Here is a 25,616-nt window from a genome sequence, read left to right on the forward strand (position 1 = left end):
TCTGACTGAATAGACTGCTATCGGGAGCAAGCCCCCTCCCACATTTTGATCTCCAGTGGCTGTGGGATTTGGTTTAGTCTGGAAGGCACTCAGAACCAACCCTCCCTCCGTCGGTCAATGTGATCAGCGCCACAGCGGCCCGGCCGGCGCTGATATATAGTTCACCCCTCGGTTCCCTCTGACTATGAGTGCCCCATGCTTAACAAAGGACTGTTCCTCGCTTGCGCGCTGGCCCTGCTGAGCGCCTGTGATTCTTCCGATAAACCCGCTGCACCGACGGCTCCCCCCGCGCCAAGCGTAGCGCCTGCACCTGCCAAGGCGGCGGTGGACGTAGCGGCGTTGAAGCAGCGCTATGCCGGGCGTGAGCTGAGTGTGGTGGACGTGTCCGAAGTGCAATTGGATGGGGCCAGTACTTTATCGGTGAGCTTTTCCATTCCCCTGGACCCGGAGCAGAAATTCGCCGATAAATTGCACTTGGTGGACAGCAAGTCCGGCAAGGTCGATGGCGCCTGGGAGCTCTCGGATAACCTCATGGAACTGCGCCTGCGTCACCTGGAGCCGCAGCGCAAGCTGGTGCTGACGGTGGACGCCGGGTTGAAGGCGGTTAACGACAACCAGCTGGCCGCCGAATACACCGCCCGCCTGGAAACCCGCGACCTGCAAGCCACCGTCGGCTTCGCCAGCCGGGGTACGCTGCTGCCGACGCGCCTGGCCGAGGGCCTGCCGGTGATCGCGCTGAATGTCGACAAGATCGACGTCGAATTCTTCCGTATCAAGCCTGAATCCCTGCCGTCGTTCCTGGCGCAATGGGGGCGCAATACCAGCCTGCAAAGCTATGAGTCCCGGGAACTGCTGCCGATGGCCGACCTGGTCTACGGCGGGCGCTTCGACTTGAACCCGGCGCGCAATACCCGCGAAACCTTATTGCTGCCGATTGCCGGCCTCAAGCAGTTGCAGCAGCCGGGCGTGTACCTGGCGGTGATGCGTGCTTCGGGCACCTACAACTATTCGCAACCGGCCACGCTGTTTACCTTGAGTGATATTGGCCTGTCGGTGCACCGCTATGCCAATCGCCTGGATGTGTTTACCCAGGCGTTGGAAGGCGGCAAGGCGCTGAACGGCGTCGAGCTGGAAATCCTCGATGCCGAAGGCCGCATACTCGGTCAGGGCAAGACGCAAGACGGTGGCCACGCCGAGCTGGCGCTGCCGAAAAAAGCCCAGGTGCTGCTGGCAAAACTTGGTGAACAGACCAGCCTGTTGCGCCTGGATAGCGCCGCGCTGGACCTTGCCGAGTTCGATATCGGTGGGCAACCGTCCCACCCGTTGCAGTTCTTTGTGTTCGGCCCGCGTGACCTGTATCGCCCCGGCGAAACCGTGCTGCTCAATGCGTTGTTGCGCGACAAGGATGGCAACGCGGTCAAGCCGCAGCCGGTGAGTGTCGAAGTCCGCCGTCCGGATGAACAGGTGAGCCGCAAATTCGTATGGGAGGCCGATGCCTCCGGCCTCTATCAATACCCGCTGCAACTGGCCGCTGAAGCACCGACCGGGCGCTGGCAGCTGGTGTTCGACCTGGGCGATGGCAAGCCGCAGCTGTATGAATTCCTCGTCGAAGACTTCCTGCCCGAACGCCTGGCACTGGAACTCAAGGGCAGTGACACGGCGCTGAGCCCGGCTGATAACGCGGTTATCCAGGTCAACGGTCGCTATCTGTATGGCGCGCCGGCATCCGGCAATCGGGTCAGCGGCCAGGTCTATGTGCGCCCGCTGCGTGAAGCGGTAAAGGCCTTGCCTGGCTATCAGTTCGGCTCCGTCACCGAAGAGGAACTGAGCCAGGATTTCGAGTTGGACGAAAGCGTACTCGACGCCAACGGCGAGGAGGCGCTGACCCTGGAAAGCAAATGGGCCGAAGCCAAGTCGCCGCTGCAATTGATTGTGCAAGCCAGCCTGCAAGAGTCGGGCGGGCGGCCGATCACTCGGCGCCTGGTGCAGCCAATCTGGCCGGCCGAGCAATTGCCGGGCCTGCGCGGGCTGTTTGATGGCAAGGAAACCAATGGCGATGGCCCGGTGGAATTCGAAGTGCTGGTGGCCAACCAGGACGGGCAGAAACTCGCCGCGCAAGGCCTCAAGGTGCGCCTGGTGCGCGAGCGCCGTGACTACTACTGGAACTACTCCGACAACGACGGCTGGAGCTACCACTACAACGAGAAATTCCTCAACCTCGACGAGCAGACCCTGGACATCAAGGCCGGTGATACCGCCAAAGTCAGCTTCCAGGTGGAGTGGGGTCCTTACCGTGTAGAGGTTGAAGACCCGCAGACCGGCCTGGTGAGCAGCGTGCGTTTCTGGGCCGGCTACCAGGCCCAGGACAACACCGAGGGCGGCGCCGTGCGCCCCGACCAGGTCAAGCTGGCACTGGATAAACCCGCTTATGGCGACGGCGATACCGCCAACGTCACTGTCACCCCGCCGGCCGCCGGTAAGGGCTACCTGCTGGTGGAATCTGCCGAAGGCCCGCTGTGGTGGCAGGAAATCGACGTGCCGGCCGAAGGCAAGAGCTTTGCGGTCAAGCTCGACCCGAAATGGTCGCGCCATGATCTGTATGTGAGCGCCCTGGTGATCCGTCCCGGCGAGCGCAAAGCCAATATCACCCCCAAGCGCGCCGTGGGCCTGTTGCACCTGCCGCTGGACCGCACCCAGCGCAAGCTCGGCCTGACCCTCACTGCGCCGGAAAAAATGCGCCCCAAACAACCGCTGACGGTGAAGATCGCCGCCAGGAATGCCGATGGCAGCGTACCGAAACAGGTGCATGTGCTGCTGGCGGCGGTGGACGTGGGCATTCTCAATATCACCGAATACCCCACGCCCGATCCTTACTCCAGCCTGTTCGGCCGCAAAGCCTATGGTGTCGACCAGTTCGACATCTATGGCCAACTGATCGAAGCCGGCCAGGGGCGCCTGGCCAGCCTGGCATTTGGTGGTGACGCGGCATTGGCCAAGGGCGGCAAGCGCCCGGACACCAGCGTGACCATCGTCGCCCAGCAAAGCGCGCCGGTGACACTGAACGAAAAAGGCGAGGGCGAAGTCAGCGTCAACATCCCCGACTTCAACGGTGAACTGCGCCTGATGGCCCAGGCCTGGAGCGATGATCGCTACGGCATGGCCGAAGGCAAGACGGTGATCGCCGCACCGCTGATCGCCGAATTGTCGGCGCCGCGCTTCCTCGCGGGAGGCGACCAGACCACCCTGGCCCTGGATCTCTCCAACCTGTCGGGCAAGGCGCAGAAGCTCGATGTGCAATTGACCACCGAAGGGCAGTTGGAGCTGGTCAACGGCGGCGCGCAAGCGGTTGCACTCAAGCAAGGCCAGCGCACCACCCTGCGCATCCCGGTGAAAGCCTGGGGCGGTCTGGGCCAGGGCAAGATCAAGGTCAGCGTGAACGGCCTGGACCTGCCGGGGGAAAACCTGCCGCCGTTCAGTCGCGAATGGACCTTGGGTGTACGCCCGGCGTATCCGGCGTTGCTCAAGCACTACCGCGCAGTGCTCAAGGATCAGCCATGGAGCCTGCCCGCCGGTACGCTGGACCAGTTCGATGCCTCCGGACGTGAAGCGCTGTTGAGCCTGTCGAGCCGGCCACCATTGAACCTGGGCGCACAGATCAGCGCACTCAAGGCCTACCCTTATGGTTGCCTGGAACAAACCGCCAGCGGCCTGTACCCATCGTTGTATGCCGATGACGCACTGCTCAAGCGCCTGAGCATCAAGGGCGAGCCGGATGCCGAGCGTAAGCGCAAGATCGAGTTGGGCATCGAGCGCCTGTTGGGCATGCAACGCTACAACGGCAGCTTCGGTTTGTGGGGCGCCGACGGCGAGGAAGAATATTGGCTGACCGCGTATGTCACCGACTTCCTGCTGCGCGCCCGCGACCAGGGTTTTGCCGTACCGCCTGAAGCCTTGAAGAAGGCCAGCGAGCGCCTGTTGCGGTATGTGCAGGAGCGCAACCTGATTGAAGTCGACTACAGCGACAACGCCGAGCACACGCGGTTTGCCGTGCAGGCTTACGCCGGCATGGTGCTGGCGCGCAGTCAGCAGGCGCCGTTGGGAGCGTTGCGCAGCCTGTTCGAGCGGCGCAGCGATGCGCGCTCCGGGTTGCCGCTGGTGCAGTTGGCCATCGCCCTGCAGAAAATGGGCGATCAACCGCGTGCGGATCAGGCGTTGTTGGCCGGGTTGGCGGCACAGCGCAGTAGCAAAGAATGGCTGGCCGACTATGGCAGCCCATTGCGTGACCAGGCGATGATCCTGGCATTGCTTGAAGAGAATGACTTGGCCAAGGGCCAACGTGAAGAGCGTTTGTTCGCCCTGTCGGACCAGTTGGCCGCCAGCCCGTACCTATCGACTCAGGAGCGTAACTCCCTGTTCCTCGCCGGGCGCCTTGGGTTTGCCAAACCGGAAGCCAACTGGCAGGTGTTGCTCACCGGCAGCGGCGGGGCGCATGAGTTGAATAACCAGCAATCGACCCTGGCGTTGGAGGGCAAGCTGCTGTCCGGCGACCTGGCCTTGAGTAATCAGGGTGAAGCGCCGGTGTATCAGCAATTGACGATCTCGGGTTATCCACAAGTGCCGCCGGCTGCCGGTGGCGAAAACCTGAGCATCCGCCGCGAATACCTGGGCATGGACGGCCAGCCGCTCAACCTGCGTAGCCTCGCCAGCGGCGACCTGGTGCTGGTGCACCTGGCCGTCAGCGCCAAGCAGCGCGTGCCGGATGCTCTGGTGGTAGACCTGCTCCCCGCCGGCCTGGAACTGGAAAACCAGAACCTGGCCCAAAGCGCGGCCAGCCTGGAAAACGCCAGTAGCCAAGTGAAGCAGTGGCGCGAGTCGATGCAGAACGCATCGCTCAAGCATCAGGAGTTCAGGGATGATCGTTATGTGGCGGCGATGAGTCTGGACGGTTATGGCACCACCCATTTGCTGTATCTGGCGCGGGCGGTGACGCCGGGAACCTATCGCGTGCCGCCGCCGCAGGTGGAGTCGATGTATCGACCGAACTGGCAGGCGGTGGGCGAGACGCCGGTGGATATGGTGATCAAGGGCCGCTGATTGCTCAAGTTGAAATGGGGACTACTGTGGGAGGGGGCTTGCTCCCGATGGCGGTGGGTCAGTCAAAATGTCATTGGCTGACACTCAGCTATCGGGAGCAAGCTCCCTCCTACAAGGGGTTGGGGCTGTCAGTTAAATCAGTGCACAACCCAACTGAGCAACCACAGGCCCAGCAGCAGCCAGATGATGCCCATGATGATCGAGGCTCGCATAAAGGCGCGTACCGCCGAGTACAGCAACAGCAGGCCGACGATCAGGGTGATGATGCTGATGATCGAGGTGTCCATGCCCAAGGTGCGCGACAGGCCATCGATAAAGTTGCCGCCGGCGTGGGTCAAGGCCCCGAACAACCCACTGAGTCCGTCGACGATGAACCGGATGACGGAGCCGAGCGCCTGGCCCAACCATTCGAAAAAGCTTTCTACCTGCATGTGCGTGTCCTGAATAAGAAGGTGGGCGTGACTGTGCCTTTGGTCGTTATTGCCACAGGCTAGTTCCCTACAAGCATAGAGGTTTGCCCGCTTGAATTTGCGTTTTGTTGCCCGCTGGACCCTGGCGAGCCTGCTGTTGGTGATTGCCTTGCTGTGGCTGGCTGATCGGATCTGGCCATTGCCCTTGCCCCAGGACGACCTGGCCCGGGTGGTGCTGGCCGAGGATGGCACACCACTGTGGCGGTTTGCCGATGCCAATGGGGTGTGGCGCTATCCGGTGCATACCAGCGAAGTGTCGCCGTATTATCTCGATGCATTGCTCACTTACGAAGACCGCTGGTTCTACCAGCACCCTGGGGTCAACCCGTTGGCGCTGGTGCGGGCGACGTGGCAAAACCTCACAGGTGCACGGGTGGTCTCCGGCGGCAGCACCTTGTCGATGCAAGTCGCGCGCTTGCTTGACCCGCACTCGCGCACCCTGCATGGCAAGCTGCGCCAGCTGTGGCGCACTGCGCAATTGGAATGGCACCTGTCCAAGGACGAAATCCTCAACCTGTACCTGAACCGTGCGCCCTTCGGCGGTACCTTGCAGGGCGTGGCGGCGGCGAGTTGGGCGTACCTGGGCAAGTCGCCGTCCCAACTGACCCACGCCGAAGCCGCGTTGCTCGCAGTATTGCCCCAGGCGCCGAGTCGCTTACGCCCGGATCGGCATCCGCAGCGCGCCCAGGAGGCCCGCGACAAGGTGCTGCGCCGCCTCGCCGAGTTCAAGGTATGGCCGCAATCGGCGGTCGATGAAGCCCTGGAAGAACCGCTGCTGCTCGCCCCGCGCCTGGAACCGAGCCTGGCGCCATTACTTGCGCGCCGCCTCAACCGTCCGGACAGCCCGCCGCTGATCCGCACCACCCTGGATGCCACCTTGCAACGGCGTCTCGAAGACCTGCTGCTGGGCTGGCGCGCACGGCTGCCGGAACACACCTCGGCAGCGATCCTCGTGGTCGAGGAAGAAAGCATGGCGGTGCGCGCCTACCTGGGCTCGGTGGATATCAACGACACCAGGCGCTTTGGCCATGTGGACATGATCAGCGCGCTGCGTTCGCCCGGCTCCACGTTGAAACCCTTCCTGTATGGCATGGCCCTGGACGATGGCCTGATTCACTCCGAGTCGCTGTTGCAGGACGTGCCCCGGCGTTATGGCGATTACCGGCCGGGCAACTTTTCCATGGGCTTTACCGGGGCCGTGCCGGCGAGCACGGCCCTGTCCGGCTCGTTGAACCTGCCGGCGGTGCAATTGCTGGAAGCCTACGGGCCCAAGCGCTTTGCCGCGCAGATGCGCATCGGCGGCATGCCGCTGGCATTGCCGGCGCTGGCCGAGCCGAACCTGGCGCTGATCCTCGGTGGCGCAGGCAGTCGCCTGGAAGACCTGGTGAGCGGCTACAGCGCCTTGGCCCGCGACGGCAAGAGCGCCACCCTGCGACTGCAACCAGACGACACGCTCAGGGAACGGCCCCTGCTGTCACCCGGGGCGGCCTGGATTGTGCGGCGCATCCTCAGCGGCCAGGCACGGCCTGATCGAGACCCGCGTGCCGAGCTGGTGCAACGCCCGGTGCTGGCGTGGAAAACCGGCACCAGCTATGGTTTTCGCGATGCCTGGGCGATTGGCGTAGGGCCGCGGTATTTGATCGGCGTGTGGATCGGTCGGCCGGATGGCACGCCAGTGCCGGGCCAGTTCGGCCTGGCCTCGGCAGCGCCGTTGATGTTGCAAGTCCATGACGTACTGACCAACCGTGACAGCCAGCGCGGCATCAGTGCGCCGGTCAAACCGGTGCCGGCGAATATCGGCGTGGCAGCGATCTGTTGGCCCCTGGGCCAGCCCATGGCCCGCAGCGACCCCAATTGCCGGCGTCAGCGCTTTGCCTGGACCCAGGACAACACCACGCCGCCGACCTTGCAGGCACTGGACCAACCCTTGAGTGTGGGCTTGATGGAAAGCATCTGGGTCAACGCCAAGGGTTTGAGGGTCGACGCCCATTGCCCAGGCGCACAGGCCAAGCATATTGCCCTGTGGCCGGCGCCGCTGGAACCCTGGCTGCCAAGGATCGAGCGCCGTGAAGCACGCATCCCGGCCCCTGACCCGGACTGCCCGCCACCGGCGCTGGCTGCGTCGTCGCCGTTGTCCATCGTCGGCGTACGCGAAGGCGACCAACTGCGCTTGCCTGTTGCCAGCCAACAAACCCTGCGTCTGAAAATCTCCGCCTTGGGTGGCAGTGGTCGGCGTTGGTGGTTCCTTAATGGCGCGCCGTTGGGTGATAGCGCCAATCAGGACAGTATCAATGCCAGTTTCGAGCGGTTGGGCCGCTATCAGCTAAGCGTTCTGGATGAGGCTGGGCAAACCGCCAGGCTTGAGTTCAGCGTTGTTGATTAGGGCCTCATCGGGGGCAAGCCCCCTCCCACATTTTGAAATGTATTCACAAATCAAAGTGTGGGAGGGGGCTTGCTCCCGATGGCGGCCTTGAGCACACCACCGCTATTCACTTGCCTTCAATCCCCATCCCCCTGAAGCTATACCCATTCAGGAGCCCCCGCATGAACCTTGAACACCTCACCGAACGCCTGCACCGCATCCGCGATACCAACGACTGGAAACAATTCCACAGCCCGAAAAACCTGGCCATGGCCGCCAGTGTGGAAATGGCCGAACTGGTGGAAATCTTCCAGTGGCTTACCGAAGACCAGTCCCGCCAGCTGCCCGCCGATAAACTTGCCCATGCCGGCCAGGAAGTCGGCGATATCGTGTTGTACCTGCTGTTGTTGTGCAGTGAGCTGGGCCTGGACATGAATGAAGTCGTGCGTGCCAAGCTGGCCGACAGCGAGCGGCGGTTTGCCAATGAGTGATCGTCATTTCGACCAGTTGGCCACGCGTTTCGCCGAAAAAATCTACGGCGGCGCCAAGGGCGCGATTCGCCTGGCGGTGCTCCAGGCCGACCTGGCCGAGGCCTTGCCGCAGCGCCCGTTGCGCGTGCTGGATATCGGCGCGGGCCTGGGGCATATGTCGCTGTGGCTGGCCGAGCGCGGCCATCAGGTAACCTTGGCCGAGCCCGCCGCGCCGATGCTTGAAGGCGCGCGCCAGCGCTTTGCCGACGCAGGCCAGACCGCGACGTTTATCCAGGCGCCGTGGCAAGACTTGCTCGGCCAACTCACAGAGCCTTACGATCTGGTGCTGTGTCATGCGGTGCTGGAATGGCTGGCCGAACCTCATGCCATTTTGCCGGTGCTGCACCAATTGACGCTGCCCGGCGGTTGGTTGTCCCTGGCGTTCTACAACCGTGATGCGTTGATCTACCGCAACCTGCTCAAAGGCCACTTCCGCAAAATGCGCAAGAACGACATGGCCGGTGAAAAGCAGAGCCTTACGCCGCAACAGCCCCTCGACCCACGGGAGTTGGCGGCGCAACTTGAAGGGATGTGGCAGGTCGAAAGCCAAAGTGGCGTGCGGGTGTTTCACGACTATATGCCGGTAGAATTCCAGGCCCGCGCCGATTTGCAGGACTTGTTGGAGATGGAACTCGCTCACCGTCGTCACCCAAGCTTTGCCGGACTTGGGCGTTATTTGCACTGGGTCTGCCGTCCGGTTTAAGCGGCCCAGCCTGCGGAGGTCGAAATGCGTCGTCTCTGTTTGATCCTGTTATCGCTCGGTCTGGGCGCGTGTTCCAGCCCCAACCCCTACGTCGCCACGTCGGCACCGATGCCGCCGGCCCCGGCTCAGGCGGCCACCACTTTTGATGCCAGCGCTTACCCGGCGCCCGTGCGCGACTATGGCGCCTACCGCAGCTGGGGCTGGCTCAACGGCCAATTGCCCGCGGGCACGGCCTGGGCCGATTCGGCGCAGATTGCCGAGGCGGTCAGCGGCGCGCTCGACCAGCGCGGCCTGCGCCCCTTGCATGACAAGCGTGCCCCCGACCTGTTGGTGAGCGCCGACGTACGCCTGGAGAAACGCCTGCGCCAGGTGCAGGACGACTATGGCTACGGTTACGGCGGTTATAACCGCTACGGCAACGGCTATGGCATGTACAACAGCGTGCCCGTGGTGCGCACCTATGAAGTGACGGTGGCGGTGGCGCGTATCAGCCTGTTCGACGCCCGCACCCGCCAGCCGGTATGGAGCACCAGCGCGGAAACCACCAGCCAGGGCAGCCTGAGCGAGCGCGCCGACAGCTTGCGCAAGGCGATGCAGAAAGCAATGGCTGCCTATCCGCCCAGTTAGCAGCTATTCTCATTTCAGGCTCACGTTGTTTTTGGAGAAGTGCCATGTTTCGTCGTATCGCTGCACTTACTGTCGTTGTGTTGCTGGGCGGTTGCCAGAGCAACCAGGTCAATCACGATTTCGACGCCAGCCGAGACTTCGGCGCCTACCGCAATTGGGCCTGGAAAGATCCGGCGTTGCAGTACCGCCCGGATGATCCGCGAATCAAGAGCGACCTTACCGAGCAACGCATCCGCCAAGCCGTGGGTGAACAGCTTGACCAGCGCGGCCTGCGCCCTGCGGCGGCTGGCACCAAGGCGGACCTGAATGTGCAGGCCTACCTGATCGTCGAAGACCGCCAGCAACAGGTCACCACCAATTATGGCGGTGCTTGGGGCGGCCCCTGGAATGGCTACTGGGGCGCGCCGATGTACAACGAAACGCGCAACATCACCTACAAAGTGGCAACCATCCAGATCGATCTGCTCGACGGCAAGGACGGCAAGTTGGTATGGCGCGGCAGTGACGAGCAAATGATGGCCAGCACGCCTAATCCAGAGGACCGCAGCAAGGCTATCCGCAGCACTGTGACCAAGATCCTCTCCAACTACCCACCGCACTGACCGGCGCCCCCTCCAACATGTTCCAACATTCACGGGGTCTCCGTCAGTCGCCAATATGGCGAGTTGCCAGCAACCTGCCAGAGCCTTGTCTACACTCCAGCACAACACCGGAGAGTTAGCGCAGGAGTGCTTTGATGTCTCCCCGATTCGGTTCCAGGCAGCGTGGGGCGATTGGCTTGATGACGGCAGGCACCTTGGCCTTGGCCCTGGTGTTTACGCTGCTGGCGGTCGACAGCGGGCGTTTGTACCTGGAAAAACGCAAGCTGCAGTCGGTCGCCGATACGTCGGCGCTGGAAGCGGCTGGCCTCGGTGGTCAGTGCGGCACCAACACCACGGCCAACGCTTATGCCACGCAAAACGCCTCGCGTAACGGTTTCGTGGTCGGCAATGGCCGCACCCTGGCTGTGACCTGCGGCACCCTGGCAACCAATGCCGCCAACACCCGCGTGTTTACCGCCGATGCTACCAAGAGCGACGCGATTCGCGTAGTGGCCTCCCACACCGTGATGACCAGCATCGCCAACGGCTTGTGGAACCTGTTCAGTGGCGCGCCGATCACCCCGCAGATCAACCTGAGCGCCACTGCCGTAGCGGCTACACCGCCGCCGGTAGCGCAACTGACGATCCGCAGCAGCCTGGCCAGCGTCGACTCAAGTAAATCCCCTCTGCTTAATCTGGTCATGGGTAACCTGCTCGGTGGCAGCCTGTCGCTCACGGCGGCGAGTTGGAACGGCTTGCTGCAGACCAACGTCAACCTGCTCGGTTACCTCGACCAGTTGGCGATCGACCTGAACGTGAAGGCCGGCGATTACGATGCGCTACTCAGCACGGCAGTCTCCGCCACCCAGTTGATCGACGCCGCGGTCAAGGTCTTGCAGAAAAATGGCGCGGCGGTCACCGCGGTTATCAATGACGTGATTTCGATTGAAGCCATTGCGCCGAACACCAAGCTGTTGACGGTGGGCGACCTGATTGATATTGCCACCGGCACCCCGACGGCGGCGCTGAATTCCAATGTGCAGCTGTTTCAATTGCTCGAATCCGTGGCGCAGCTATCCAGTAGCAAGAACGCCGTGAGTGCGGCGGCGCAGCTGGCTATTCCGCTGGTGGGCAATGTGTCGATCCAGACCAAAGTCATCGAGCCGCCGCAGTTGTCGGCCATTGGCAATCCGGCGTTGGCGAAGAAGGGCTTGTTGAAGAACCCGCCGACCGATCAGATCTTTGTGCGCACCGCACAAGTGCGTACGTTGGTGTCCATTCAACTGCCCGTGTTGAATGGCATTAATGGACTGACGTCTGCGGTTTCCGCCATCACCACTCCGGTGACAGGTGTCGTAAATAACTTGTTGCATTTGAATTTGGTGAGCCTGCTGGATCCAGTGTTGTGCCTGATATTGAAGCCTTGTGATCACACCGATCTTCAGTTGTTGAGCGGCCTGGATATCAATATCGAGGTGGCGAGCGCGAGAAGCCATGTCATGGATTTCAATTGTGCGAGCAATGCGACGAAATCGCTGACTGTTCAGGTTGAGACTGCGCTTGCAGATGTTTCTGTAGGAAAAGTGGATGCGGCGCAGGCCTTTTCCTCCGCAGTAAAATCTGAAGTGAATCCAGTAGCCCTCGTGGATATTGGCGTACAAACCTGCAAGGGAATATTTGGCTGTGGTCCGCGTAAGGCAGGCGTAGGCGGTAGCTTATCCCTATCCGTCGTCCATGCGACCGTGGGAGGGACGAGTCAAAGTCTGCTGTTTTCTCCGGTCAACGACATGACTCTGGCGCCTACCTATAAGTCTGTTCCTCCCTCGACAGAGGTGGTCAAAGGGCTGGTCAATACATTGGGGGCGATCCAGGTAAATTATGTTGCCCCAACGGGTAGTGCCCCTGGCGGCGTCCTACCGGCTGTGTCGGGTTTACTCGCGACCATTACCAATACGCTGGTAACCGCGATCAAAAACGTTTTGTCGCCAGTACTCGACCCGATTGTGGATGGCTTGTTAAGTGCACTGGGCATCAACCTCGGCAACGCCGAAGTCGGTGCCAACCTCACCTGCCACATGGGTCGGGCTTATCTGGTGATTTGAACCGGTACGATGGGCAACTCCACGCAGAATTTCGCGCCTGCTTCGCCATTGCTGACGCTCAGGCGTCCGCCCATGTTTTCCACGATCCCATAGCTCACCGAGAGCCCCAGCCCGGTGCCCACACCGATTGGCTTGGTGGTGAAGAACGGCTCGAAAATCCGTTCCAGTAAACGCGGGTCAATTCCGCCGGCGTTGTCTTCGACCCAGATGCGTACGTGGCGGCTGTCATGCTCGCTGTGCAGCGCAATCCAGGGGCGCAGCCCAGGGTCCTTTTCCCGCTGGCTGAGCAGCGCGTCGCGGGCGTTGACCATCAGGTTGATCAGTACCTGCTCCAATTGATCAACGTGGCCTTTGACCTGCACTGAGAAGTCCGCGGGGGTGATGCGTACTTCCACGCCCTTGCCGCGCAAGCCTTCGCTGAGCAGGGCCAAGGTGCCCTCCAGCGCCTGCGCCGGGTCGAAGGGTTGCTGTTCGATTTCCGAGCGGCGGCCGAAGACGCGCATGTGGTCGACCACCCGTGCCGCGCGTTGCACCTGGGCGTCGATGCGCTGGAGTTTTTCCGTAAGGTAGTCCACTTGTACATCGCCATTGCCCAGGCGCTTGAGCACGTTGACGACGGCCATGTGCATCACGTTCAGCGGCTGGTTGATCTCATGGGCAAGGCCAGTGGCCATTTCGCCGAGGGTGGCCATTTTTGCGCTTTGGGTCAGTTGTTGCTGGGAGCGACGCACTTCGGTGTTGTCGCGGCCCACAGCCTGCACTTCCAACAAGGTGCCGTGTCGATCAAACACGCCTCGGTCCGACCACACCCACCAGGCATGTTCACGCCCAGGTAGTTGCAGGCTGATTTCAGCCGTGCTCACCGGGAATTCCGGGGTCAGCCGCGCAATGCGCTGCACAAAGGCGGTGCGCTGTTCATCCGACAGCCATTGGCCCAGGTCGACGCCGGGCAGTTGGGCGGGCAGGCATTCCAGGTAGTTGGCCAGCGGCGTGTTGCCGAAGGTCAAGATCAGGTCGGGGCGGTAGCGGCAGATCATCGCCGGCGAGTCTTCCACCAGGATGCGATAGCGCTCCTCACTCTGACGCACCTGTTCAGCGGCCAGGGTCGCCTCGGTCACGTCCAGCCACAAGCCTACGGCCTCCACCGGCAGCCCGAGGTCGTCGCGCAACAGTTTGGCTTCGTCGAGCAGCCAGTGGTAGTGGCCTTGTTTGTCACGCAGCCGGTAGCGGCTGCGCACGTTGCCTTCGCGTAGCAATTGGCGAGTGCGTTCAAAGTAGAGTTCGCGGTCGTCGGGGTGGATCAGCGCCGCCAGGGTGTCGAGGTTGCAGTCGGCCAGGGTCCAGCCCAGCAGTGGTAGCAGGCTGTCGCTGAAAAACGCCGGATGCAGCGCGCCGTTGACGTAGCGCTGCACATAGATCACCGCCGGTGAGCTGGCGATCAGGTTGTCCAGGCGCGCATGGGCAGCGGCGGCTTGCAGTTGCTGGTTCTTGATGTCGCTGATGTCGAGCATGAAACCGATCCAGCGTCGCTCATTGCCAACTCCCAGCACTTGCCCCTGTATGCGGTACCAGAGGGGCGCCTGCTCGGCCTCCGTACGCTGCAGGCGCACGCTGGTCAGCAAGGGTTTGTCCAAGGCTTGCAGGTCTTGCAGGCGACTGTTGAGGGCCTGGCGGTCGGCCGGGTGGATCAGTTCAAGCCAGGTGCCAAGGGCCTGGCGGGTGGGGCCTTGCTCCAGGCTCAGGTTGCGCAGCAATTGTGGCGCCAGCTGGATTTCCTGGGTGGCGGGCAACAATTCCCACCAACCGGTGCCGAGCAGACCTTGCAGGGCTTCCAGCCGTTCCAGTTGCTGGTGATGACGTTGTTCACGCAGGCGACTGAGCAGCGGGGCGGCGAGGGCCGCACATAAGTTGAGCCAATCGCGCTCGCGGGTGTGTTGCGCCTGTCCACTATAGAAGCCACACAGCAACCACGCCGCGACACCTTGGCTGTCGCGGTAAGGCACCAGGAAGCCATCGGCGTTGCCAAACACGCTGCGCAGGCGCGGGTTGTCGCTGCGGCCCTGGGCAATGTCCAGGCTCAGCGGCGTGTTGCCGTTGATGCTGTCCAGGCTGGTGCCCAAGTGTTGCCCGGTTTGCCACAGGGCTGGCGCATCATGGGCGGCATATTGACTGTAGATGCGCCAGCCTTGGTCCTCCTCGTCGAGCAGCACCATGGCCACGCACGGCATGCGCCAGCGCTGAGCGACGGTGCGCAGGTGCTCGTTGAACACCTGGGGTAGGCGGTTGAGGCTGCACACGCGCAATTGTTCGTTCATCAGGCCGGTGATTTGATGGTTCTGTTCGCGCTGCTGTTCCAATGCCCGGTCGGCCAGCAGGTCAGTAATATCCAGCAAGTGCAGGGCCCAGCCGTCGCCCTCGGGCTCCATCCAGCCGCGGGTATGCAGGACCTGGCCGCCGGCACCCTGAAAGTCCAGGTCCAGGCCGTGGCGTTGCCATTGCTGCGGTGTGCCCTCGACACTCAATGCGCTGCTGGCACACAGCAAGGCGTGCAACGGCGGGGTGTTTGTGTGGGTGAAGTGCTGGGTGAGCAAGGGATGCAAGGTGCCGGCGATGCTCAGCACATGGCCCAGGTTGTCCAGCTGCAGGTGCAGGCCCAGCGCGGGCATCGCCGGTGCGCTGTGGCGCCCGCGCAGGCGCGCGAACAGTTTATCCCCTGCCGTCAAAACTGCAGGCTCGAGGTGGCGGTGAGGTTGGCGGGCAAGTTCGGTACGCTGCCAACCCCGGGCAGTACCAAGGCCGGCAGCACCGCTTTGATATTGGCCGAGGGGTAGGTGATTTTTACCGTCAGCAAATTATTGGTGTAGGTGGCAGTGATGTAGCCGGGCAAGAACTTCAACGAGCCGGGGATCCAATTCAATTGGGCCTGCGCCGCATCCTTGGCGCGCTGTACCACCAGTGCCGAATAGCCTGCGGTACTTGGGTCCAGGGACACACTGCGGCGCACACCCTCCGCTGCCGCCTGATGAAACGACTGCATCAACAGCAGTGGCAAGCTGTAGCTGAGCATGCCGTAGAACACTGCAAAGAAGATCACGAAGACCAAGGCAAACTCGATGGCCGCCGCACCTTTTTGCTTTCTCGGGAAGCCTGATTTCATCACTGCGTCTACCCTGAGGCGAGTACCTGATATCAGCATAGAATCATTCGACAAAAAGGGATGTTTTTTACGTGATCCAGAATGCAGTGATTCTGCTGTGGTTGGGCCTGTGTGCGGTGCAGGATATTCGCCAGCGCCAGATTGCCAATACGCTGACCTTGGGTGCTGGTTTGCTGGCGTTGATCTACCTGCTGTGGGCAGGGTCGACTTGGGTCGGTGCGCCCCGCAGCGAAGGCGGCCTGGCCTTGGTTCTGGCGCTGATACTGACCCTGCCCGGGTATGCGTTGGGCCGCTTCGGCGCGGGGGATGTGAAGCTGCTCGCCGCCCTGGGCCTGGCGTCCAATATCGACATTCTGTTGGGGTCGCTGATCGGCGCCGCGGTCGCCATGCTGGCCTGGACATTTGTGCATCAAGGGCTTAGCTCAAGCCAGTTTGAGCGGGCAGAAAAAGTGTCAAAAAAACAGCCTTTTGCGCCTTTCGTTTTGACAGGTTTCGTCGGGTGTTGGCTTTGGATCCATTAAGCGCGCGCGTTGAATAATGCTATGTACATAGTCAGAAAGTACGTCTACGTTTAATGAGTAGTTGTATAGGATTTTTCGTCAAAAAGGATGGGTCCTCTTTGGCTTGCCAGGCATGGAGTAGCGCGTGAACAAGCTCACATCTGCGGTAAAAGTGCTCGTGGTCGACGATCAACCTTTGATCGTGGAGGAGCTCTGTGAATTTCTCGAAAGCAGCGGGTACCGTTGTGTCCCGTGTGAGTCCAGCCAACAGGCGATCCAGCGCTTCGGCGATGACCCCTTGATAGGCCTGGTGCTGTGTGACCTGCATATGCCGGACATGGACGGCATCGAGCTGGTGCAGGCCCTGCAGCAGGTTGCCGGCAAACATCGTGCGTTCGAAGCGATCATGCTTACCGGGCGTGCCGACAAACAGGATGTGATCAAGGCCCTGCGCGCGGGGATCGCCGATTACTACCAGAAGCCGATCAATCTCGATGAGGTGCTCGAAGGCCTGAAGCGCCAGGAAGCGGCCTTGGAGGAACGGCAAAAAGACCTGCAACTGGGCACGCTTAACCAGAAGTTGCAGTACCTGTCCGAATCCATCAACGACTTGTATATGGACCTGGACAAGGTGCGTCGCAAGCCACCCAAGGATACTGACGGCGAGCCGCTGGCCGATGACTCCGGGCCATTGGAAATCCCGGCAATCTTCAACCAATTGTCACCGCGCCAGCTGGATGTGGCACGCCTGGTGGGAAAGGGCCAGACCAACTACCAGATTGCCTGTGAACTGGGAATCACCGAGAACACGGTCAAGCTGTATGTGTCCCAGGTATTGCGCCTGACCCATATGCACAACCGTACCCAGTTGGCGCTGGCGTTGTCGCCCAGCAACTCGGCGATGCGCCAGCGGGTGACGGCGCACTGAAGGTCCAGCGCCTGCGCTAATAATGTAGGAGCGAGCTTGCTCGCGAAAAACGTCAACGATAACGCGTGAATCCTGCATAAACGCGGTGTCGTGGGGTTCTTCGCGAGCAAGCTCGCTCCTACAGTGGGATATAGGCTTGGTTATTTGCTCCCACCCTGTGCAGACCCACCCACCTTCTGATCAAAGAACTCCGGGATCGGATGCTTGTTGCTGTCCAGCCAGCGCTTGAGTGCCTGCTCGCGTTCTGCCGGCGTGGTCTTCTGCGGGTTGGCCGAGGCTGCGCGGCCGCTTAGTTGCAGCGCCATCCAGTTTTCGGTTTCCGCTTGCCGTGGGGAAGATGGCCCGGCTTCGATGGCCGATGCCATGAGCGGCAGTGCCAACACTGCGAGGCCAGCGAGGTAATGGATTTTCATCATCGACTCCCTATTTCACAGGCACCGGCAGCGTGTCGCTGACCGTCGCGACCTGGTCTTTGGCTGAACGCACCGGTACCGTGCGTGAACCCTTGAGTTGTTGTGCCCGCGCCTGGGCTTCGGTGACCTGCTCGGGGCTCAGTCCGAGTTGGCCGACCACTTTTGCGGCCTGTTCCCAGTTGTCCTGATAAATCAGCAAGGTCACCAGGTTCAACGCCGCCAATTGATCGCTCTGCTTGAGCTCGATGGCGGTCATGAATTCGAAACGGGCGTCTTCCAGGCGCAGTTGATCGAGGTACACCACGCCCAGGTCATTGCGGATTTTCTCGTCGGTGGGCGTCAGCTTTGCAGCACGTTGCAGGTGCGCCATGGCCTGGCCGTTGTCGCCCCTGGCCGAGGCCAATTGCCCCAGGCCGTGCTCGCCATCGGCAGCCAGGCAGGTGCCCAACAGGCTGCGGTACAGCGGCTCGGCCTCGCTGCGCCCGAGCAAGCGATAGGCACGGGCCTGGCGCTGGCGCACCTGGGGCAGGGCATTGGGCAGGTTCTGCAGGTTGGCCAGGCTGGCGTGCAGCTTGCCTTCGTTGGCCATGTCATCGGCCAGGTTCAATGAAAGCTCCTGGTCCGAGCTGGGCTTGGGGCAACTGCCGGGCTGCAGCAATCCGGCCCATGGAACCTGGCCATTGCTGGCACAGCCGCCCAGCATCAGCAGGCTCAACGCGACAATCAGTGGCTTCATGGCAAGCTCCTCAGAAGTTATTCAAGGCCCGGGCGATGGCGATAAAGGCCGGCCCCCCAAGCACAGTCAGCAGGGCGGGAAACAGGAACACCATCATCACCACGGACATCTTCGCCGACATCTTCGAGATGTATTCCTGCAAGCGGGTCAGGCGGCGGTCATCGAGCAACTGCTTGAGCGCCAGCAGCGACTTCATGGCACCGCCACCCTGCTGGATCAATTGCTGGAGAATGATGCAGGTGTCGGTGAACTCATCCACGGCCAGCAGGCGCGCGGTCTTGCCCAGTTCCTCCGACAACTCCAGGCCCGAGTCGACCCGTACCAGAATCAGGCGCAGTTCATGGGTCAGGTCCGGGAGCAGGCGCTGGGCGTCGATACTCAACACCCGCAGCGACTGTTCCACCGCCATGCCGGATTCGAACAGGATGCGCAGCAACGGAATGAATGTGGAGATCTCTCGTGCGATGCGTTCCTGGCGGTATTTCGCGCTGAGGGCCAGCACGCGCTTGGGCAGCAGGTAACCGATGCCCAGGGCAATGGCCGGCGCGATCCACGGCGAGCCTGCATGGGCAAACAGCAGTTGCTGGCCGAGCACGGTCAGGCCCAGCAGCACGATGGGCACGCCGACCTGGCACGCGGCGAACATGGAACGCTGGTTGGGCTTACGCCAGCCGACGCGGTTGAGCAAGGTCTGTGTTTCGTTGTCCAGGCTGACCGAGCGTTGCGCCACCGCGCTGGCGCCCAATTGGCGCATCAGGCTGCCAAGTTTGTCTTCGCGGGCCAGTTGGCCTTGCAGGCGTTGGTTGACCATGCGTTGGCGGCGGCGTTGCTCCAGCAGGTTGCCGGCGATCAACACGACGGCGGCGAGTAGCAGCATCAGGCTGATCAGGATGGCCATCTCAAATACTCCGCAACATGCGCCACATGACGAAGGTGCCCGTGATGTCGAGCGCTACCGCACCGAGCAGCAGGTAGCGCCCGGTGCCGTCATTCCACATGCTCATCAGGTAGCCCGGGTTGACCATCAGGAAGTAGCCGACCATGGCGATGGGCAATCCTGCCAATACATAGGCGGTCATGCGTGTTTCACCGGTCATGGCCTTGAGTTGACGGGCACCCTGCTCGCGCTCGCGGATCATCTTGATCAGGTTTTCCAGCAACTCGCTGGCATTGCCGCCGTAGCGGTGGTTGACCTTCAGGCCCAGGGCAAACAGACGAAACTCATCGCGCTCGTAGAACTCGGCAAAATCGCTGGCGGACTCCGGCAGGCTCACGCCCATTTGCACATTGCGCTGGATGCGGCTCATCGCTTGCTTGAGGGGCGCCTCGGTGCTTTCGATTGCACCCAGCACGGCATCGGCCAGGGTGCGTCCGGACTTGAGGCTGCGCACGCTGCGGTCGAGCAGTTGCGGCAATTGTTCGATCATGCGCTGCACCCGCCGTTGGTAGCGCCAGCCGATGTACAAGCGCAACAGCAACGGTGGCACCAGCAGCATGGCAAGCAGGCCCAGCCAGTCGGCCAGCAAGTAGCCCAGCACCATGGCCACCGCCCAGCCGCTCAACCACAGCCCAAGGCGATCGGTGGGTTTGCCCAGGCCGGCGCGCTGGAACATCCGTTCCATGGCGACCCAGCTGTTGTTCGATTCCTGAGGGGCGGGCTGGCCCTCGGCAAGGCGCTCCAGCACGCGGTCGGTGCCGGCCTGGCGCAGCCCGCGCTGGAACAGCCAGATGGACAGGCTGACCAGCAGAACGCAGATAAGCAGCAGGATAAGTCCGGTCATGACGCCTCCCTACAACGGCAATGGCGTTTCGCGCCGCAGCTTGTCGCCGGCCGGGTGCAACGCTTCGCGCAGGAAGCCAAAGCCGGCACGGCGGTCGAAGCGGAACAGGGTATTGGTGACATACACGTCGTCGCGCACGCCGACCACTTCCACCACCTCGCTGACGCAGCGGCGCCCATCGGGCAGGCGCGTCAGCTGAATCACCACATCCAGTGCGGCACAGATCATCTGGCGCAGGGTTTTTTCCGCCACCACGCGCCCGGTCAGGCCCACCAGGGTTTCCAGGCGCAGCAGCGCGTCCTGGGCGTTGTTGGCGTGCACGGTGCTCATGGAACCGTCATGGCCGGTGTTCATGGCGGTCATCACGTCGAGTACTTCGACGCCGCGAATCTCGCCGAGGATGATGCGGTCCGGGCGCATCCGCAGGGCGTTGCGGATCAGGTCGCTGGCCTTGACCTCGCCATGTCCTTCGGCATTGGGTGGGCGGGTTTCCAGGCGCACGACGTGGGGGTGGCCCAGTTGCAGTTCGGCCACATCTTCGATGGTGACCAGGCGCTCGTGGGGGTTGATCAATTGGCTGAGAATATTCAGCAGTGTGGTCTTGCCGGTCCCGGTACCACCGCTGATTAGGATATTGCAGCGTTTGCCCACCGCTTCCTGGAAAAACTCGAAGATGCTCTGGTCGATGGTCTGCATCGCCACCAAGTCGCTGCTCTTGAGCATGTCCTTGCGAAATTTACGGATCGACAGGCAGGGGCCGTCCAAGGCGATCGGCGGGATGATCGCATTGACCCGGCTGCCGTCGGGCAGGCGCGCATCGACCATCGGCGACGACTCATCCAGGCGCCGCCCGAGGGGTGCGAGGATACGCTGCATCACCCGCACCACATGGTGCGCATCGATAAAGCGCAGGTCGCTCTGGTGCAGCACACCATCACGTTCGATAAACACCCGGTGCGGGCCGTTGACCAGGATCTCGGTGACCGACACATCGCGCAGCAGCACTTCCAGCGGGCCGAAGCCGGTCAGCTCATCGACGATTTCTTCGGCCAGGCGCTCCATCTCGTAACGCGAGATCGCCAGGTGCATACGCGTGATGTACTCGGCCACCTTGTCGATGACAAATTGCGCCAGGGATTGGCGCGAGCCTTCCAGCAGGTTCTGTCCGGTCTCTTCGATGGCATCGATGATGTAGCGGTGCAGCACCATTTTCAGGCTGTCGTGGTCGTTGCGCCCGGCGGCTCCACGCGTGGGGGCGCCGAAGAGCTTTTCACCGTTCATCGACCTGACCCCAGTAGACGTTCGAACCAGCGCGTGGACGGTTTTTCCATGCCCTCGGAACGTTTTGCCAGGCGCTCGCCCAACTGACGCAAAGTGTGGGTAAGGGCTTCGCGCGGGGCCAGGGTGAACAGACTTTGCCCCTGGTTCTTGGCATTCAGGCGCACTTCAGGGCTAAGCGGCAGCACCGCGATGCACTCCAGGCCGAAGCTTTTTTCCAGGGTTTCGGTGTCGGGCGCGCAACCCTTGATATAGCGGTCGACCAGCAGTCGGGCGTGGTCGAGCTTCATGCCTTTTTCGCGCCACAGGTTCAGCACCGCGAGGTTGCGCCGGCAGTCGAGCACGCCTTGGTCGGTGCACCACAGCAGTTTGTCGCAGTGGCTGACAAAGGTGCGCAACGGCTCGCTGTCTGCCTGCCCGGTGAGGTTGACCACGATGTGCTGGAAGTGCTGGCGCAAGGCGCTGAGCAACATGTACAGCTCGGCGGCGCTGGTCATTTCCAGGGGCTCGTCGCTGGCGGCATACGCAAGAATGCGCAGGCCCTCGTCGGTGCTGGTAAAGGCGCTGTTGATCAGTGTGGTGTCAAGGCGGCGCAGGTGGCGCAAGGCGTCACCGAAATTGAAGGTACTCTCCAGGCCCAGCAGGGCCAGGCTGTCGCCCCGCGGCAGGCCGAGGTCGAGCAGCAGTGTCTGCTGACCGCTCTTTTGCACCACCATCGCCAAGTGGCTGGCGATCAGGGCGCCGTCGGTATTGCCTTGGGTGCCGTATAGCACCGTCAGGCCACCAAGGTGGGCGTTCGGCGCGGTAGGCGGCAGGCGCTTGCTCATGCGTCGCACCAACCCGGCCACTTCGCTGGAGCGTGAACCATAGGCGACAAAATCCCGGGCGCCGGCGCGCATCGCGTTGAGTACCAACTGGTTGTCCATGCCGTCACCGAGGGCGACTACGGCCAGCATCGGCTTGGCTTCCAGGGCGCCTTCGATCAGGGCGCTCTGGGCCACCAGGTGTTCGCGGTCCAGGCCCACGAACACCAGGTTGGCGAAGGTCACGTCCACCAGTGCCAGCAATTCATCCAGGCTGCCACCGCCGACGCTGATCACTTGGCCAAGCGGGGCCAGCGCGCCCTGCAGCCACTCCAGGTCGGTGTTGTTGCGGGTGATTGCCAGGAAGGTCTGGCCCAGGTTATCGCTCATTGGGAAAGTCCACTGCGACGGTCGAAGTTGCCGTTTTCAAGAAAGAACAGGCGGAACCAGTTCGGGTCGTAGTTGCGCAGTTTTTCCCCGGGCAACGACGGCAACTGTGCGTTGGCCGCCAATGGCCGGACCAGGTGCGGGGTGACAATCATCAGCAGCTCTTTTTCCTCGCTGCGAATATTGGAGTCGCGGAAAAACGCGCCAATTATCGGGATATCGCCCAGGCCGGGGAGCTTGGCGATGGTGGAGCGGTTGGTGCTGCTGATCAGGCCACTGATGACAAAGCTTTCGCCATCGGCCAGCGATACGCTGGTGTCGGTGCGCCGTACGGTCAGGGCGGGCACCAGGATGCCCTCGATCTGGATCGCGTTGTTGTAATCCAGCTCGCTGACTTCCGGTGCGACTTTCAGGGCGATGCGGTTGTGATCGATCACCGTGGGCGTCAGGGTCAAGCGAATGCCGAACTCCTTGTACTCGATGGAGATGGTGTCGCTGCCGGCACTGGGTACCGGGATCGGCACTTCACCTCCAGCCAGGAAGGTCGCGCTCTGGCCGCTCATGGCCACCAGGCTCGGACGCGCCAGGGTGTAGGCAAAGCCACTGCTTTCCAGGGCGTTGATCAACGCCTTGACCCGGCCACCGCCAAACCCGATGTTGAAACTGTCAGCGCTCACCGGCAGCTTGAACACGCTCTCCGCTGGGGAGAGCAGGTCGGGGCTGCCGAGGAAGAAATTCTTGCCCATGCCGAGGATCTTGGTGCTGGCCTCCTTGAGCTTGGTGCGGCTGACTTCGACGAAGCGGATATCGGTCTGTACCTGGCTGGGCAGTGTCGGGTCTTCCGAAGGCGACAACGATTGGCTGGTCAGCGCCGAGGTAGCCTTGCCCTTGACGAATACCATGCTCTGGCGCGGCGCGGTCGAGCAGCCGGTCCACACCATCAGGCTGGTGGCGCCGCTGCCGACGCCGGTCAACAGGAAGTTACGCTCGCCATTGACCCGCACATCGGCGATCTTTGGGTCACCAATGGCCAGGCGCGTGATCGCTACCGGCGATTGCAGCTCGGTTTGCAAGCCTTCGCCCACCTCGACCACGGCGGGCAACTGGCCCAAGGTGCTGCAATTGCCAGGTGCTGCCATCGCCAGGCCCACGGGCAGGCACGGTAGCATCAAGGTCAAGGCCAATTGAGCGTAGCGTGGGCTCATTCAAAGCATCCTTGTTCAATCAGGGGTTTGTTGGGCCGCCGAAGCGCCACGAATCACTTCGACGCCCCGACGCTGGCCGGTGTCGGCAACCGTGGGGGCGATTTTTTTCGGCGGGCCGGTGAGGGCCAGTTGGGTGAATTGGTAGAGGTCGCGGTTGGCGCTTTGCACTTTGTCCGGCGTGTCGCTTTCGCCGGCCCAGTAGCGGCTGAGCAACTGTTCGTCGGCACTGCGCACGGCCAGGCGTAGCGTGCCGGCTTGGGAGGCGAGCATCAGCCGGCTCAGCAACGGTTCGGGCACCGCCAGCACGACACTGCGCGCAGCGGTACGCCGTTGTGCAGCCTGGGCGCGCTCTTCGGCGCTGGCCGGTGGGGGCACTGCCGGTGTGCCGTCGTTGGCCAGTCCCAATTGGTCGCCGACGCTGAGCAGGCGAATCGCGGGAATGATCACCTGCGCCGATTGCTCGGCATTGGCGTTGTCCTGGCGCAGGAACAGCAAGACGTCGACGTAATCGCCGGGGCTCAGTTGGCCACCGGCACCGATGACCTCATCGACGGCGACCGCCAGCGCACGTTCATTTGCACGGATCATGCGGGCCAGCGGCCCACCGGCGGTGAAGCTTTCATCGTTTAGCCAGGTGCCGGCACCCAAGGCGCGCAAGGGCGTGCGACCGATGGCCTGGTCGAGGCTGGTCAGGCTGCCGGCCGGAACGGTGCGCAGTTTTTCCACGGCCACATCGGCAGCGGTGAGAGGGGCAAAAGCGGGCACCGCGTGTACCAGTACCACCACGGGTTGGCGGGTTTGGTCTTCGACGGCATTCACGGTTTTTTCAACAGAAATGACAGGTTCTGGTGAGAAGGGTGCAACCACAGGTGCGGTTGGACGACTCAACACCAGGCCCCAATAACCTGCAATCAATGCTCCGACAAGCAGCAAGCCAGCCAGGATCATGCTGATGCGACTGTTCATGACGGCTCTCCTATCCTGTCGCACTACTTTGCCCGTTAATCCAAACGAGTTAATTTCGCAACTTGGCTGTGATGAACAACTAACGATTTGGCTATTTGAAGGTAGCTCAGCTAGGACGAAATGCCATTACCGCATTGAAATTATCTGTAGGCTAAATCAGACCCCCGTGAAAACGGACTTGGGGCGGCGGCGCTGCGACTAATACTTTGTGATTAATGCGTTCTTACACTTGTGAGGGTCAAGTTTGTTGACAATGCTCTAATGGCACGCCGCAATCATCGTGCGGGCCAGCAGCAACGGCGCTTTTGGCGCATGAAGGAGAAGTTTGATGATCCTTGACCTGTTCTTGAAGTTTTACATTCATACTCAGTTATTCTTGCGTCGCAGAGACGGGGCTTCGGCCATTGAATATGTGATTATCGTGGCGATAGTTGCATTGGTAATCATTGGGTTCGGCACTGGACTGGGCGATAAAATAAAAGGCGTTTTCCAGAAGGTGTCCGATGCGCTGCCAGCAGCGACTTAACCGTAAGGGTTGTACGTTGTCGTTCCGATGATCTTTTTATCAGGTACTGCCCATGAACCACCCTTCGTCACCCCGCCAGCAAATCCTATTGGTGGATGACGAGGAGGATGCGCTGGTCGAGTTAGCCGAATCCCTCGAAAACGAGGGATTCGTCTGTTTCACTTCCACCTCCGTTACTTTCGCCCTGCAAGAATTGACACTTCATCCTGATATAGCGTTGGTCATCACTGACCTGCGCATGCCCGAGGAAAGCGGGATTTCCTTGATCAAGCGCCTGCGCGAACACACCTCGCGCTCGCATTTACCTGTGATCGTGATGTCCGGCCATGCCGAGATGGATGATGTCAGTGACATGCTGCGCCTGCAGGTGCTGGATCTGTTCCGCAAACCGATCTATCTGGTGCGCTTGATCGATACCCTCAACAGCCTGTTTCCCCTGCCGAAGTCCCTTCGGTAGTTGGCGCGAG

Annotated in this window: 22 protein-coding genes; 11 read left to right on the forward strand and 11 right to left on the reverse strand. The window is 61.8% G+C overall.

Features of this window, described 5'->3' with window-relative positions; translation table 11 throughout:
- Positions 1–195: 195 nt before the first annotated feature.
- Positions 196–5,094: an alpha-2-macroglobulin family protein gene (locus BLU48_RS00195; RefSeq protein WP_057023357.1), complete on the forward strand. Its 4,899-nt coding sequence runs from the start codon at positions 196–198 to the stop codon at positions 5,092–5,094.
- 137 nt (positions 5,095–5,231) lie between these two features.
- Here BLU48_RS00195 and BLU48_RS00200 read toward each other — a convergent pair whose 3' ends face one another.
- Entirely contained in the window at positions 5,232–5,525 is a 294-nt protein-coding gene (locus tag BLU48_RS00200) for a hypothetical protein (RefSeq protein WP_043049487.1), read from the reverse strand.
- A 91-nt stretch (positions 5,526–5,616) separates the two neighbouring features.
- Here BLU48_RS00200 and pbpC point away from each other — a divergent pair, with 91 nt between their 5' ends.
- From pbpC to BLU48_RS00230, 6 genes are all read left to right on the forward strand, one after another.
- Positions 5,617–7,947 carry a peptidoglycan glycosyltransferase PbpC gene (gene pbpC, locus BLU48_RS00205; protein WP_057023356.1) on the forward strand — a complete coding sequence of 777 codons (2,331 nt, stop codon included), beginning with the start codon at positions 5,617–5,619 and terminating at the stop codon, positions 7,945–7,947.
- Positions 7,948–8,108: 161 nt separating this feature from the next.
- A complete protein-coding gene (locus tag BLU48_RS00210) occupies positions 8,109–8,417 on the forward strand; it encodes a MazG-like family protein (protein WP_043049489.1) in 309 nt (102 codons plus the stop codon).
- Positions 8,410–9,159, forward strand: a complete 750-nt coding sequence (locus tag BLU48_RS00215; protein ID WP_057023355.1) for a methyltransferase — start codon at positions 8,410–8,412, stop codon at positions 9,157–9,159. Before BLU48_RS00210 ends, BLU48_RS00215 begins: the two co-directional genes overlap by 8 nt.
- A 24-nt stretch (positions 9,160–9,183) precedes the next feature.
- Positions 9,184–9,786: a DUF4136 domain-containing protein gene (locus BLU48_RS00220; protein WP_057023354.1), complete on the forward strand. Its 603-nt coding sequence runs from the start codon at positions 9,184–9,186 to the stop codon at positions 9,784–9,786.
- Positions 9,787–9,830: 44 nt separating this feature from the next.
- The gene (locus BLU48_RS00225; protein WP_057023353.1) at positions 9,831–10,388 is read left to right on the forward strand and encodes a DUF4136 domain-containing protein; all 558 of its coding nucleotides are present in this window, start codon (positions 9,831–9,833) and stop codon (positions 10,386–10,388) included.
- A gap of 134 nt (positions 10,389–10,522) precedes the next feature.
- Positions 10,523–12,469 carry a pilus assembly protein TadG-related protein gene (locus tag BLU48_RS00230; RefSeq protein WP_057023352.1) on the forward strand — a complete coding sequence of 649 codons (1,947 nt, stop codon included), beginning with the start codon at positions 10,523–10,525 and terminating at the stop codon, positions 12,467–12,469.
- On the opposite strand, the gene BLU48_RS00235 is transcribed toward BLU48_RS00230, so the two are convergent.
- Both BLU48_RS00235 and BLU48_RS00240 read right to left on the reverse strand, forming a co-directional pair.
- Positions 12,454–15,192 (reverse strand): PAS domain-containing sensor histidine kinase, encoded by a 2,739-nt coding sequence (locus tag BLU48_RS00235; RefSeq protein WP_057023351.1) that lies wholly within the window; start codon positions 15,190–15,192, stop codon positions 12,454–12,456. The two genes, BLU48_RS00230 and BLU48_RS00235, sit on opposite strands and share 16 nt — an antisense overlap.
- Positions 15,189–15,626, reverse strand: coding sequence for a TadE/TadG family type IV pilus assembly protein (locus tag BLU48_RS00240; protein ID WP_046070734.1), 438 nt, complete (start codon positions 15,624–15,626; stop codon positions 15,189–15,191). Before BLU48_RS00240 ends, BLU48_RS00235 begins: the two co-directional genes overlap by 4 nt.
- A gap of 71 nt (positions 15,627–15,697) precedes the next feature.
- Between BLU48_RS00240 and BLU48_RS00245 the strand changes: the two genes are divergently transcribed.
- Positions 15,698–16,147, forward strand: a complete 450-nt coding sequence (locus tag BLU48_RS00245) for a prepilin peptidase (protein WP_057023350.1) — start codon at positions 15,698–15,700, stop codon at positions 16,145–16,147.
- Between the two features lie 124 nt (positions 16,148–16,271).
- Positions 16,272–17,054, forward strand: coding sequence for a response regulator transcription factor (locus BLU48_RS00250; protein ID WP_057023349.1), 783 nt, complete (start codon positions 16,272–16,274; stop codon positions 17,052–17,054).
- Between the two features lie 140 nt (positions 17,055–17,194).
- Here the strand turns inward: BLU48_RS00250 and BLU48_RS00255 are convergent, their stop codons facing one another.
- From BLU48_RS00255 to cpaB, 8 genes are read right to left on the reverse strand one after another with little or no spacing between them, the layout of a single operon-like run.
- A complete protein-coding gene (locus BLU48_RS00255) occupies positions 17,195–17,467 on the reverse strand; it encodes a DUF3613 domain-containing protein (RefSeq protein WP_043049496.1) in 273 nt (90 codons plus the stop codon).
- 10 nt (positions 17,468–17,477) lie between these two features.
- The gene (locus tag BLU48_RS00260) at positions 17,478–18,203 is read right to left on the reverse strand and encodes a tetratricopeptide repeat protein (protein ID WP_057023348.1); all 726 of its coding nucleotides are present in this window, start codon (positions 18,201–18,203) and stop codon (positions 17,478–17,480) included.
- A gap of 10 nt (positions 18,204–18,213) precedes the next feature.
- A complete protein-coding gene (locus BLU48_RS00265; RefSeq protein ID WP_057023347.1) occupies positions 18,214–19,101 on the reverse strand; it encodes a type II secretion system F family protein in 888 nt (295 codons plus the stop codon).
- Between the two features lies 1 nt (position 19,102).
- On the reverse strand, positions 19,103–19,984 hold the full coding sequence (locus tag BLU48_RS00270; RefSeq protein ID WP_057023346.1) for a type II secretion system F family protein: 882 nt from the start codon (positions 19,982–19,984) through the stop codon (positions 19,103–19,105).
- A gap of 9 nt (positions 19,985–19,993) precedes the next feature.
- The gene (locus BLU48_RS00275) at positions 19,994–21,265 is read right to left on the reverse strand and encodes a CpaF family protein (protein ID WP_057023345.1); all 1,272 of its coding nucleotides are present in this window, start codon (positions 21,263–21,265) and stop codon (positions 19,994–19,996) included.
- Entirely contained in the window at positions 21,262–22,455 is a 1,194-nt protein-coding gene (locus BLU48_RS00280) for an AAA family ATPase (protein ID WP_057023344.1), read from the reverse strand. The genes BLU48_RS00275 and BLU48_RS00280 overlap by 4 nt, the downstream gene beginning before the upstream one ends.
- Positions 22,452–23,657, reverse strand: coding sequence for a type II and III secretion system protein family protein (locus tag BLU48_RS00285; protein WP_057023343.1), 1,206 nt, complete (start codon positions 23,655–23,657; stop codon positions 22,452–22,454). Before BLU48_RS00285 ends, BLU48_RS00280 begins: the two co-directional genes overlap by 4 nt.
- A 15-nt stretch (positions 23,658–23,672) precedes the next feature.
- Complete coding sequence (cpaB, locus tag BLU48_RS00290; protein ID WP_057023342.1) at positions 23,673–24,623, reverse strand: Flp pilus assembly protein CpaB; 951 nt, start codon at positions 24,621–24,623, stop codon at positions 23,673–23,675.
- A 328-nt stretch (positions 24,624–24,951) separates the two neighbouring features.
- On the opposite strand from cpaB, the gene BLU48_RS00295 reads away from it, so the two are divergent.
- Together BLU48_RS00295 and BLU48_RS00300 are read left to right on the forward strand one after the other, a co-directional pair.
- Entirely contained in the window at positions 24,952–25,149 is a 198-nt protein-coding gene (locus tag BLU48_RS00295) for a Flp family type IVb pilin (RefSeq protein ID WP_057023341.1), read from the forward strand.
- Between the two features lie 52 nt (positions 25,150–25,201).
- Positions 25,202–25,606 (forward strand): response regulator, encoded by a 405-nt coding sequence (locus tag BLU48_RS00300; RefSeq protein WP_057023340.1) that lies wholly within the window; start codon positions 25,202–25,204, stop codon positions 25,604–25,606.
- Positions 25,607–25,616: the final 10 nt, after the last annotated feature.

It is taken from the genome of Pseudomonas synxantha, assembly GCF_900105675.1.
Classification (GTDB): domain Bacteria; phylum Pseudomonadota; class Gammaproteobacteria; order Pseudomonadales; family Pseudomonadaceae; genus Aquipseudomonas; species Aquipseudomonas synxantha.